The 11,298-nt window shown below is 65.2% G+C and carries 11 protein-coding genes; 4 read left to right on the top strand and 7 right to left on the bottom strand.

Translation table 11 applies throughout. The features are described 5' to 3' along the window. Window positions 1-56: 56 nt before the first annotated feature. A complete protein-coding gene (locus tag JQ604_RS08720) occupies window positions 57-725 on the bottom strand; it encodes a DUF4286 family protein (RefSeq protein ID WP_212355464.1) in 669 nt (222 codons plus the stop codon). Window positions 726-944: 219 nt separating this feature from the next. Between JQ604_RS08720 and JQ604_RS08715 the strand changes: the two genes are divergently transcribed. The 3 genes from JQ604_RS08715 to JQ604_RS08705 all read left to right on the top strand — a co-directional run bounded on the left by JQ604_RS08715 (window position 945) and on the right by JQ604_RS08705 (window position 6,032). Further along, entirely contained in the window at window positions 945-3,140 is a 2,196-nt protein-coding gene (locus JQ604_RS08715; protein WP_212355462.1) for a caspase family protein, read from the top strand. Window positions 3,141-3,280: 140 nt separating this feature from the next. After that, window positions 3,281-4,825, top strand: coding sequence for a DUF1800 domain-containing protein (locus tag JQ604_RS08710; RefSeq protein WP_212355460.1), 1,545 nt, complete (start codon window positions 3,281-3,283; stop codon window positions 4,823-4,825). Window positions 4,826-4,838: 13 nt separating this feature from the next. Next, window positions 4,839-6,032, top strand: a complete 1,194-nt coding sequence (locus tag JQ604_RS08705) for a DUF1501 domain-containing protein (RefSeq protein ID WP_212355458.1) — start codon at window positions 4,839-4,841, stop codon at window positions 6,030-6,032. 135 nt (window positions 6,033-6,167) lie between these two features. Here JQ604_RS08705 and pip read toward each other — a convergent pair whose 3' ends face one another. The 6 genes from pip to pqqA form a co-directional block, all read right to left on the bottom strand. Continuing rightward, window positions 6,168-7,151, bottom strand: coding sequence for a prolyl aminopeptidase (gene pip / locus JQ604_RS08700; protein ID WP_212355456.1), 984 nt, complete (start codon window positions 7,149-7,151; stop codon window positions 6,168-6,170). After that, window positions 7,141-8,370, bottom strand: a complete 1,230-nt coding sequence (pqqE, locus tag JQ604_RS08695) for a pyrroloquinoline quinone biosynthesis protein PqqE (protein WP_212355454.1) — start codon at window positions 8,368-8,370, stop codon at window positions 7,141-7,143. The genes pip and pqqE overlap by 11 nt, the downstream gene beginning before the upstream one ends. Next, entirely contained in the window at window positions 8,367-8,675 is a 309-nt protein-coding gene (pqqD, locus tag JQ604_RS08690; protein WP_212355452.1) for a pyrroloquinoline quinone biosynthesis peptide chaperone PqqD, read from the bottom strand. Before pqqD ends, pqqE begins: the two co-directional genes overlap by 4 nt. Window positions 8,676-8,684: 9 nt before the next feature. Then, window positions 8,685-9,440, bottom strand: a complete 756-nt coding sequence (gene pqqC / locus JQ604_RS08685; protein WP_212355450.1) for a pyrroloquinoline-quinone synthase PqqC — start codon at window positions 9,438-9,440, stop codon at window positions 8,685-8,687. Between the two features lie 20 nt (window positions 9,441-9,460). Further along, complete coding sequence (gene pqqB / locus JQ604_RS08680) at window positions 9,461-10,390, bottom strand: pyrroloquinoline quinone biosynthesis protein PqqB (RefSeq protein WP_212355447.1); 930 nt, start codon at window positions 10,388-10,390, stop codon at window positions 9,461-9,463. A 148-nt stretch (window positions 10,391-10,538) separates the two neighbouring features. Further along, window positions 10,539-10,619, bottom strand: coding sequence for a pyrroloquinoline quinone precursor peptide PqqA (pqqA, locus tag JQ604_RS08675; RefSeq protein WP_035635412.1), 81 nt, complete (start codon window positions 10,617-10,619; stop codon window positions 10,539-10,541). A gap of 303 nt (window positions 10,620-10,922) precedes the next feature. Here pqqA and JQ604_RS08670 point away from each other — a divergent pair, with 303 nt between their 5' ends. Beyond that, on the top strand, window positions 10,923-11,180 hold the full coding sequence (locus JQ604_RS08670) for a DUF6894 family protein (protein ID WP_212355445.1): 258 nt from the start codon (window positions 10,923-10,925) through the stop codon (window positions 11,178-11,180). Window positions 11,181-11,298 lie beyond the last annotated feature (118 nt).

The following is an 11,298-nucleotide window of genomic DNA, read 5'->3' as shown; positions in this document are numbered from 1 at the left end:
GGCGTTAATCTCGATCGTGAACGTCATGCGGCGGTGCAGCATGACTCGATGTACACTCACGCGTGCTGCAGATCACCCTTCGCGAGGTCCCACATCAACATGTAGATGCCGTTGGTCACGACCAGCGGCTTGAACGCCGCATTGTCGGTGATGCCTGCAATCGCTTGGGGCACCACACTTACGCCTGTCGCATCAATCAGCACGAACCAGTCGCCGGCGCCGGGATCGGCTTTTGCGGCATCCGCGGTCAGCGGTTTCGACAGCGTTGGATCATTCTCGAACAGATGCATCGAGATGATGCCATCCTGCGAGGGCACAAGCTGCTCTCGCAGTGCAGCGCGGAGTTTTTCCGCACCGCCCTCGGCAGGGCGCAGGCGGATGAGGCCGAGTGCCGCACCTCGGCCGGTACCGCGGCTGATCGTGATGCGCGCGACGCCGCGGATCATATTCTCAAAGCGGGCGATGTTGGCCTTCGACCAGTCGGTCTGGCTGGCGAGCGCCTTGCGGTAGGCGGGGCTGTCCAGCACCTCGAAAGTCTCGGTCGAGTAGAGGCTCAGATATTTGGGTTTCGCATCATGCGCGACATAGCGGCGAGCCTCGACGAATCCGTCGATGGCGACGCGTTCCTCGAGATGCTCGCGGTCGTACCAGCGATTGAATTCAGCCTCATGTAAGGGATCGACATCCATCGATGTCAGCAGCATGCCCTGTCCGGCGATCGGCATCGCAAATTCCTGTCGGCCTGTGTTTCAAGCAGGATTCCTAGCTTTGAACGCTTGCAGTCACAATCGCGCACGCCGCGCATCTGCGATGCCGCTGCGCGAGTTCCTTCACCTGCAGGTGTCAACGACCAAGGATTGCCACAATTGCTCGAATTCCTGTTCAGCGCGGGTTCACTTGAGCAGGCCTTTGATCAGCCCGCATGCTGTAAAGAGGGGACGACAATGGCGCGGATGTTTTGGGCACTGATCATCGGTCTGGTGTCGCTGGCGTCATTGCCCGCACAGGCGCAGGAGCAGGAAAAGCGGCTTGCGCTGGTGATCGGCAACGGTGCCTATGAAAGCGGCGCGCTGCCGACCGCCGCCAACGACGCCGGCCTGATCGCGCAGACCTTGCAGGCGGCCGGCTTCGACGTGATCGGCGCGCGCGATCTCGACGGCGAGACGCTGCGAAAATCCTTCCGCGACTTCGTGCAGAAGGTGCAGGGCGCAGGTCCCAACACGGTCGCCTTTGTCTATCTCGCCGGTTACGGCGTGCAGCTCACCGGCGAAAATTACTTCGTGCCCATCGATGCCAAGATTGCGCGCGACACGGACGTGCCAGTCGAGGCGATCCGCATCTCCGATTACACGCGGCAGCTCTCGGCGTTGCCGTCGAAAGCGAACGTGATCGTGCTCGATGCCGCGCGCAACAACACGTTCGCCAAGGAAGGCCAGCCGCTCGCCGGCGGCCTCGCGCTGGTCGATCCCGATCCCAAGATGCTGATCGCCTTCAACTCCGCGCCCGGCACCGTCGCGCCCGATGGTCAGCCGCCCTATGGACCCTATGCGCAGGCCCTCGCCGAGATGATCCGCACCGGCGGCTTGAACCTGCCCGAGATGTTCGATCGCGTCCGCCTGCGCGTCAACGACATGACCAAGGGCGCGCAGATCCCGTGGGATGCGCAGAAGATCGATGCGCCCTTCATGTTCTTCGAGCGCCAGCCGGATGCGCCGCCGGTGCAGGCCAGTGCCGCGCCTCGCAACAAGCCGATCCGCGAGTACCCGCCGCAGGATGCTTATGCTGCCGCGCTGGAGCGCGACACGATGCAGGGCTACGAGGACTATCTGCAGGCTTACCCGAGGGATCCGCAGGCCGCGCGCGTGCGTGCGATTGTCGCTGCGCGGCGCGAGGCCATCACCTGGCGGCGCACCTATCTCGCCGACACGCCGCCGGCCTATTGGTCGTATCTCGACCGTTATCCGCGCGGCCCGCATGCCTATGATGCGCGGCGCCGGCTTGCCTATCTTTCGGCGGCGCTCGAGCCGCCGCCGCAGTTTGCCGCGCTCGCCTATGACGTGCCGCCGCCGCCGCCGGATGAGATCGTCTATGTCGATCGCCCCGTGCTCTATTACGGCGATCCCGTGTTCGCCTTCGCGCCGCCGCCTCCGCCGCCGGTGTACTTCCTGCCGCCGCCGCCGCCCGATTTCGTCGTGCTGGCGCCGCCCCCGCCTCCGATCGGCGTGTTCATATTGCCGACCCCGCTGTTCGTGGCGATGCCGGCCTATGTCGTCGCGCCCCGCTATGTCGCGCCGCCGCCGAACAACATCGTGTTCGCCAACATCCACAACACGACCGTCATCAACAACGTGATCAATAATCCCCGCCCGACGCCGGCGCAGCTAAGTGCGGCCGGCTTGCGTCCCGGTGCTTCCGGCGCACCCGTGACCGCCGCGCCATCGCTGCCGGCCGCCGCCGCGCAACGGGCAACGCTGGTGCAGCCCGCGCCGGGCCGGCCGGGTGCACCAGGTGCTCCGCCGACGACAATGGCGCCGGCAACATCAGCGCATACGCTGCCGGGCGGCACCGCCGGCCAGCCGTTGCCAAGAGCCGCGACCTTGCCGCCGACCACCGCCGCGCCCGCAACGGCCGGCAGGCCCACAGGCGCCGCCGCGTTCGCGCCGGCAACGGGCAAGCCCACGGCGACGACAACAGCTCCCGCCGGTGGCAGGCCGCAGGTTGGCGCCGTGCAGCCAGGCGCGCCAGCTTCGACGGCCGTCAAGCCGGACAGCTTCAAGCGCACCGGCATGCCGCCGCCGTCGACGCAGGCGGCAACGACGCCGACCACGACCGTGAAGCCCGCGACGGCGGCAACGACCGTAAGACCCGCCGTGACATCGACGGCGCCGGTTCATGTCGCGCCGGGCAGGCCGATGCCGCCCGCGCATGCCGCGCCGGCCCATGCGGCGGTCAGCAACGCGCCGGTTGCGCGTCCGACGCCACCGCCGCCGCGTGCCGCCGCACCGCCTCCGCCCCGCGCTGCGGCGCCGCCGCCGCCGCGGCCGATGCAACAGGTGCAGCATGCTGCGCCGCCGCCACGCCCTGTCGCGGCAGCCCGCCCGGCCGCGCCCGCCTGCGCGCCGGGGAAATGCAGGCATTGAACGCGTCGGTCTACAGCATGATCCGGAAAAGTGTGAAGCGGTTTTCCGAAAAGATCATGCTCAAACAAAGGGCTAAAGCGCGATGACGATTCTACCCAATCTCATCGCGCTTTAGCGACGCGCTACACAGGTCCCCATCCATGCGAGCTCTTTTGCTCACCCTTCGACCGATCGCGCCGCTGCTCGGTGGCGCGATCGCCGCGCTGGCGCTCGCCGGCGCAACGCCTTCCGCAGCGGCGGAGTTGGCGCCTCAGGACATCGCGATGCTCGATCGCCTGACCTGGGGCGTCAACGCGTCTGCCGCCGGGCATCTGCGTGATGTCGGCGTCGAGCGCTGGCTGCAGGAGCAGTTGCATCCGGCCAACCCGCCGCTGCCGGAGGCGGCGCGCGCGCAGATCGAGGCGATGCCCGATGTGCACAAATTCCCGTTCGATATCGCGGTTGCCTTCGAGCAGCAGCAGAAGTCGGCCAGCCAGGTCACCGATCCCGAGCAGCGCAAGGCGGTGCAGCAGGTGTTCCAGCAGGCGATGACCGATCGCGCTCGCCAGGCGGCGGCCCGCACCGTGTTGCGCGCGCTCTACGCGCCCGATCAGTTGCGCGAGCGGCTGACCTGGTTCTGGTTCAACCACTTCAATGTGCACCAGAACAAGTCGAACCTCCGCGTGCTCGTTGGTGACTATGAGGATCGCGCGATCCGCCCCTTTGCGCTTGGCCGTTTCCGCGACCTGCTCGCGGCGACGCTGCATCATCCGGCGATGCTGCGCTATCTCGACAATGCCGACAACGCGGCCGGCCATCTCAACGAGAATTACGCCCGCGAGATCATGGAGCTGCACACGATGGGCGTCGGCTCCGGCTATTCGCAGGCCGACGTCGAGGCGCTCGCGCGGATCCTGACCGGCGTCGGCATCGACCTGAAGCCGGAAGACCCCAGGCTGAAGCCCGAGCTGCAGTCGCAATTGGTCCGCGAGGGTGCGTTCGAATTCAATCCGGCGCGGCACGACTATGGCGACAAGACATTCCTCGGCCACCCGATCAAGGGCCGCGGCCTCGCCGAGGTCGACGAAGCCCTCGACATCCTGTGCCGCCACCCCGCAACCGCGCTGCATCTGTCGAAGCAGCTTGCGACCTATTTCGTGGCCGACAATCCGCCCGATGCGCTGGTGCAGCGCATGGCGCAGACCTTCCAGAAATCCGACGGCGACATCGCCGCCGTGATGTCGACCATGGTGCACGCGCCGGAATTCGCCGCCACTTTGAAGGGGACTGCGAAGTTCAAGGATCCCATGCACTACGTGATGTCGGCGGTGCGGCTCGCCTATGACGACAAGGTGATCCTCAACACCATGCCGATCCAGGGCTGGCTCAATCGCCTCTCCGAAGGGCTGTTCAACCACGAGACCCCCGACGGCTATTCGATGCTGTCGGCCGCCTGGAGCGGACCCGGCCAGATGATGCTGCGCTTCGAGATTGCGCGTGCGATCGGCTCGGGCTCGGCCGGGCTGTTCAAGCCGAACGAGCCCAATGCGGTCGACCAGCCTGCCTTTCCGCTGGTCATGAACGGACTCTACTTCAACCATCTCCGGCAAACCCTGAGCCCGACCACGCTCGCAGCCCTCGAGCAGGCGGTGTCGCCGCAGGACTGGAACACGCTGTATCTGTCGTCGCCCGAATTCATGCACTGAAGGAGGTTCGCCAATGAACCGCCGCGAATTGATCAAGGCCTTCGCAGCTTCCGCCTCGCTCACCGTCGCGGGGCGGGTATGGGCGGCACCGGCCACCGATGCACGTATGCTGGTCGTGTTCCTGCGCGGCGCCTATGACGCGGCCAATGTCATCGTGCCGACCGGCAGCGACTTCTACTATAATTCGCGGCCGACGCTTGCGATCGCGCGCCCCGACGCCGGCAATCCGAACGCGGCGCTCCCGCTCGATGCCGTCTGGGGCCTGCATCCGGCCTTGCGCGACACCATCTATCCGCTGTGGGCGAAGCGCGAGGTCGCCTTCATCCCCTTCGCCGGCACCAGTGACGATCTCTCGCGCAGCCATTTCGAAACCCAGGACACGATCGAGCTCGGGCAGGCCGTCGGCGGCAGCCGCGATTATCGCTCCGGCTTCATGAGCCGGCTCGCCGTCGAGCTGACGCGGGTGAAGCCGATCTCCTTCACCGACCAGCTGCCGTTGATCTTCCGCGGCCAGAGCCAGATCCCGAACATCGGCATCGCAACCGTCAGCAAGCCCGGCGTCGACGACCGCCAGGCGCGGCTGATCAAACAGATGTACGCGGGCAGCAACCTCGCCAATTCGGTGTCCGAAGGTTTTCGCGTCCGCGACGACGTCTACAAGTCCGTCTCCGAGGAGATGACCGCCGCCAACCGCGGCGCAGTGTCGCCGCGCGGCTTCGAGCTGTCGGCGCGCCGCATCGGCCGGCTGATGCGCGAGCAGTTCAATCTCGGCTTCGTCGACGTCGGCGGCTGGGACACCCACGTCAACCAGGGCGCCGCCACCGGCTATCTCGCCGATCGTTTGGGTGAATTGGGCCGCGGGCTCGCCGGCTTCTCGGAGGAGATCGGGCCCGCGATGTGGCGCGACACGGTCGTCGTCGTGATCTCCGAGTTCGGCCGCACCTTCCGCGAGAACGGCGATCGCGGCACCGACCACGGCCATGGCAGCGTCTACTGGGTGATGGGCGGCGGCATCAACGGCGGCCGCCTCGCCGGCGAGCAGACGCAGGTGTCGCAAGCCACGTTGTTCCAGAACCGCGATTATCCGGTGCTGACCGACTACAAGGCGTTCTTCGCCGGCCTGATCCAGCACGTCTACGGACTGCAGCAGCCAAGCCTCGAGCGGATATTTGCGGGAATCAAGCCGAAGGATTTGAGCTTGGTTTAGTTGCAGTTCCAAGTCATGAGCTATAGAGACCCCTTCTATAGCTCATGATTCCGCAAATTCTGAGTTATAGCGAGGAGTCCTATAGCTCACCGGCCTCTGCGAGCAGGCGGTGCGGGCTAAAGAGAAATCTGCAGCTCAAGCGATCTTCGACCCCACATCCGCGATCGCCCTCATCACCGCATTCCGGATGCCGGGGTCGTAGAGCATGTGGCCGGCGCCGTCGATGATGCGGATCTCGCTGCCCGGCCAGCGCGCGGAGAGCGCGTGCGAGATCGCCGGCGGGCACAGCAGGTCGTAACGGCCCTGCACGATGATGCCGGGAATGCCGGCGAGGCGGGTGGCATTCATCATCAGCTGGTTGGGTGCCATGAAGCTGTCGTTGACGAAATAATGCGCCTCCATGTAGGGCGTCGACGGCAGCGTGCTGGATGAGGCGATCGCGGCGAGATCGAGCCGTGTCTTGTTCGGCGCGTGTTCCGAGAGGATGCGCTCGGTCTCCTGCCAGGCCCGCGCGGCCGGGCCATGCACGGCAGGATCGGGATAGAGGATGCGGCGGTAGTAGGCGGCAACCGGCTGCGCGCGCTCTTCGGGCGGCAGCAGGCTGAGGAAGTCCTCGTAGAGGCCGGGATAGAAGCAGGGCAAAGTGTGCTGAAAGCCGCTCTCGACCTCCTGCCTGGTGCCGAGGAAAGTCGCGCGCAGCACGATGCCGCTGACGCGATCGGGATGCGCCTGCGCGTAGGCCAGCGCCAGCGTCGCGCCCCAGGAGCCGCCAACCACCATCCAGCGTTCGAAGCCGAATGTCTGCCGGATCTTTTCCATGTCCGCGATCAGATGCGCTGTCGTGTTGTGCTCGCGGCTGCCCTTCGGGCGGCTGCGGCCGCAGCCGCGCTGGTCGAACAGCACGGCGTGGAATCTCTCGGGATCGAACAGGCGGCGATGATCGGGCTGGCAGCCGCTGCCGGGCCCGCCATGCAGATAGACCGCGGGAATGCCGCCCTCGCGCCCGACGCTCTCCACATAAAGCGTGTGGCTGTCGCCGACATCGAGCATCTCTGTCGTCAATGGTGTGAATGGTTCGGAACGTCGCGACGCCGTGCCGGCATCGGCATCAGGCGCCATGGCCGTTGTCCTGGCCGTTGTCCTGGCCGTGCTCCGTCTCCAGCGTGCCGCCGGCGAAGTTGCGATAGAGGAAGCGGTTCTGCTCGGCCGCGGCCTCGGTCTCGGCGAGCTTGAAGATCTTCTCATGCATCGGCGACAGCGTGCAGGCCGGATCGGTATTGCCGGCATCGCCCGTCAGCGCAAAGGCCTGGCAGCGGCAGCCGCCGAAATCTTCCTCGCGGAACTCGCAGGACTTGCACGGCTCGGGCATCCAGCCTGTGCCGCGATAGCGGTTGAAGGCTTCCGAGTTCTGCCAGATCCAGGCAATCGAATGGTTGGAGCGGACCGACTCGAATTCGAGCCCGGTGATGCTCTCGGCCGCATGACACGGCAGCACTTTGCCGGCCGGCGAGATGTTGAAGAACTGCCGGCCCCAGCCACCCATGCATTTCTTCGGCCGCAGCGCGTAATAGTCCGGCACCACATAGTCGATCGCCAGCGTACCCTTCAGCCGCACCTGCGCTTCCTCGACGATGCGGCTGGTCTCCTCGATCTGCGCGATGGTCGGCATCAGCGCGGCGCGGTTCTTCAGCGCCCAGCCGTAATATTGCACGTTGGCGACCTCGAGCCGGTCGGCGTCGAGATTAACAGCCATCTGGATGATGTCGGCGAGCTGATGCAGATTCTGCCGATGCATCACCGCATTCACGGTGAGCGGCAGCTCCAGCTCGCGCGTCCATTTCGCGACTTCGAGCTTCTTGCGGTGCGCATCCTTCAGTCCGGCGACACGATCGGCAACGATGGACTCATTGCCCTGGAAGCTGATCTGGACGTGGCAGAGGCCGGCATCCGCCAGCGCGGAGAGTTTGTCCTTTGTCAGCAGCACCGCCGAGGTGATCAGGTTGGAATACAGTCCGACATCGGTCGCATGCTGCACCAGCTCGACGATGTCCTTGCGCGCGGTCGGCTCGCCGCCGGAGAAATGGATCTGCAGCACGCCGAGCTCGGCGAGCTCGCTCAGGACTTTCTTCCATTCCTCGGTGGTGAGCTCCGTGCTGCCGCGGTCGAGCTCGACCGGGTTGGAGCAATAGGGGCATTGCAGCGGGCAGCGATGCGTCACTTCGAGGAGTACGGCCAGCGGAATGCCGTAGGTCTCGGCCGGCGAGCGGCGGCTCTCCAGCACGGCGAGCCCGTCGCTCGGGCCGGTCTTGGCGGTGTTGTCAGCGAGCGTATCACTCATGGTGTTTTCTCGCGCGCTTCGGTGAGAAAGCCCTTGTCGGCCAGATCCTGCAGCATGGCAACCACGTCGGTCGCAATAGCCTCGCGCGGCGCGGCGTATTTCTCCGCCAGCAGACCGGCGATGTCGGAGACGCTGCGCTCGCCGTCGCAAAGCTGCAGCACTTCCACCGCGATCTCGTCCGGCGCCAGTACGCGCTCCGGCGCCAGGATCACCCAGACCTTTCGCGTCTCGTCGAATTTCAGCCTGGCATGGCGCGGCAGCTTCGGCCGGCTGGTCTCGCTGACGCTGATGTTGCGGCCTGCCATGATTTGCCCCTAGCTCGACTTCGGCACGAACGCGCCGGGCGGAATGTTGTCGTTGACATAGGCATGATAGAGCGCGTCGAGCTGCACCCACAGCACGTTGGTCTTGAAGATCAGCGCATTGCAGACCGACTCGCGCTCGGCCGGCGTCCTGGCGTGCTGCTTGACGTACTCAAGCGCAAAGCCGGCATCGCGCGGCGCCTGGGTCAGGCGGCGGCTGAAATAGCTCATGATGTCGGGGTTGACGAAGTCGTAGTGCTTCAGCATTCCCGAGATGCGCTCCTCATGCAGGTTCGGCGCGAACAACTCAGTCAGAGAAGAGGCGATCGCCTCCAGCGGCGTGCGGTCACGGCAGAAATGCACATAGGCTTCCACCGCAAACCGCGTCGCCGGCAGAATGCCCTCGGTCGATTCCACGTAAGATGTGTCGAGGCCGAGGCCCTCGGTCAGCTTGAGCCAGCGCTCGATGCCGCCTTCGCTGCCGATGTCGCCGTCATGATCCTCGATGCGGTGCCGCCACTCGACGCGGGTGGCGCGGTCGCGGAAGCGCGAGATCACCATCGCGTCCTTCAGCGGGATCGTGCTCTGGTAGTAGTAGCGGTTCAGCGCCCAGGCCTGCACCTGGCCCTTGTTGAGCTTGCCGCCGTGCAGCAGGCGGTGGAACGGATGCAGGCTGTGATAGCGCGTCGCGCCGATCGTGCGCAGCGTCGCTTCCATCTCCTCGGCGGAATTGAGCTGGATGCCCTTGCCGATGGTCAGCGCGGTCATCCCAGTGGTCGGCACCATATTCACAGCACGATCTCCGTTCCATCGGAGGGAATCTGCCATCCCGCGCGCTCAGTCGCCTTGCGTTCAGCCGAGGTCCCAAGCAGCGCCGGGTTGGAATTGTTGATATGCAAAAACACTTTTCGTCCGATGTCGAGGGCCGCGAGGCTTTCGATCGCACCGTGATCGCCCGACATCGCGATATGTCCCATGCCCTGACCGGTCTTGTTGCCGAGCCCCGCCACGATCAGCTCGTCGTCGCGCCACACCGTGCCGTCGAAGAACACCAGCGGCGCGCCGGTGATGCGTTGCCGCACGTCATCGGTGACCCGCGCGCAGGCGGCCAGGAAGTAGAAATATTTGCCGCTGGCCTTGTCCGCAATGCGCAGGCCCAAAGTATCGCCGACCCCGTCGGCGCCGGCCGGATGCGCCTTGCCTTCGAGATACCAGGCCCCCTTGCCGGGAACCTCGAACGGCAGCACCTCGATGCCGGAGGGCGAGCCGTCGGGCAGGGCGGGCTCAAAGGCGCGGTCGACGTCGATTGCGATGCGCTTGACGTTCTTCTCGCTCAGCACGTTGAAGATGCTGTTGGACTTTAGGATCGAGAGCACGCGCTCATGGGCGTAGATCGCGAAGGGCGAGCCCTCGCGCATCGACAATAGCCCGGTGACGGCATCGATCTCGCTGTTGGTCAGGATCACGCCCGCGATCGGCGTATGGCGCAGCTCGCCCGCCTTCGGATGAAGCTGCGGCGTCGCGATCAGTTGCTGGCGCAGGTCGGGTGAGGCGTTGACCAGGAACCAGTGCGCACCATCGCGACTGAACGCGATGGAGGCCTGCGTGCTCTGCAGCTCGGGATAATCGCTGCGCGCCTTGCGACAGACGTCGCAGCCGCAGTTCCACTGCGGAACGCCACCACCGGCGGCAGCACCCAGGACGACGATGCGAAGCATGAACCGTCCCCCGGCGCGACTTCACAGACCCCTGAAAGGGGTGCCAAAAAAATCGAAGGTGGAGCCCGGACTTGAACCACGATCCCTCAGCGGGAGCGCGTCAACGCCCGGACGTCCACCTGCGCTAACCTGTATAGGACGCGTCCGCTTACTTGCGGGTGGCGCACATATACATGTTGATTTCCATGCCGACCGACACTTCGACGATCTTCGGTGCTTTCCAGGCCATTTTGGCTCTCCATTTGCGACCGGACGAATTTCCGCCCTCACACTAAGGTACTTCGGCTGGAAAAGTTCGCCACTTAAATTTTTCGCAACGTTGCGCTGCGCAAATCATGTTGCGCTGCGATGGTCCGCTCACGGAGTTGTGCGCGCGTTCCCCTCAAAACCCCGTGGGATCAGACGTTTTTCCTGTTGTTCGTGCCAGCGGGAATAGTGATCTTGAGCTTTGGGCGGGGCCGCAAGCCTTCCTCCCAAGGTCCTGGTGACGATTAGCCGCTTCACCCACCCGAACCCGAGCCGAGTTCCGCCGATGCCCCGCTATTTCTTCAACACCCGTATCGGCGACGAGCTGATCTCCGATCCTGATGGCGAAATCCTCAGGGATCCCGACCGCGCCTGGGAGATGGCGCGGGCGATGATCCGCGAGCTGCTGAAGACCGAGGGCGCCGACGGGGCGCTGCTGAATGCCGTCATCGAGGTCACCGATGACGACGGCGATATCGTGCTGGAATTTCCGTTCACGGAGGCGATCCTGGAGTCGCCGGACCGCTCCGTCACACGGCATTGATCCGCAGCGCGAGCTGGCGCCAACACCGCCGGCCCGCGCCGATTCCGAAATGTTTCCGATTGCATTTGTCCGGACAAACTCGGAGACTGCGACCCCGGAAAAGCCGCCGGCGCGCCAG

This window comes from Bradyrhizobium jicamae, assembly GCF_018130695.1.
GTDB classification, from domain to species: Bacteria; Pseudomonadota; Alphaproteobacteria; order Rhizobiales; family Xanthobacteraceae; genus Bradyrhizobium; species Bradyrhizobium jicamae_B.
This window is presented reverse-complemented; position numbering and strand designations above follow the sequence as displayed.

Bases quoted from the DNA above. Each gene is read 5' to 3' on its own strand.
- JQ604_RS08720 (WP_212355464.1), bottom strand. From the start codon at position 725: ATGCCGATCGCCGGACAGGGCATGCTGCTGACATCGATGGATGTCGAT.
- JQ604_RS08715 (WP_212355462.1), top strand. From the start codon at position 945: ATGGCGCGGATGTTTTGGGCACTGATCATCGGTCTGGTGTCGCTGGCG.
- JQ604_RS08710 (WP_212355460.1), top strand. From the start codon at position 3,281: ATGCGAGCTCTTTTGCTCACCCTTCGACCGATCGCGCCGCTGCTCGGT.
- JQ604_RS08705 (WP_212355458.1), top strand. From the start codon at position 4,839: ATGAACCGCCGCGAATTGATCAAGGCCTTCGCAGCTTCCGCCTCGCTC.
- pip (WP_212355456.1), bottom strand. From the start codon at position 7,151: ATGGCGCCTGATGCCGATGCCGGCACGGCGTCGCGACGTTCCGAACCA.
- pqqE (WP_212355454.1), bottom strand. From the start codon at position 8,370: ATGAGTGATACGCTCGCTGACAACACCGCCAAGACCGGCCCGAGCGAC.
- pqqD (WP_212355452.1), bottom strand. From the start codon at position 8,675: ATGGCAGGCCGCAACATCAGCGTCAGCGAGACCAGCCGGCCGAAGCTG.
- pqqC (WP_212355450.1), bottom strand. From the start codon at position 9,440: ATGACCGCGCTGACCATCGGCAAGGGCATCCAGCTCAATTCCGCCGAG.
- pqqB (WP_212355447.1), bottom strand. From the start codon at position 10,390: ATGCTTCGCATCGTCGTCCTGGGTGCTGCCGCCGGTGGTGGCGTTCCG.
- pqqA (WP_035635412.1), bottom strand. From the start codon at position 10,619: ATGGCCTGGAAAGCACCGAAGATCGTCGAAGTGTCGGTCGGCATGGAA.
- JQ604_RS08670 (WP_212355445.1), top strand. From the start codon at position 10,923: ATGCCCCGCTATTTCTTCAACACCCGTATCGGCGACGAGCTGATCTCC.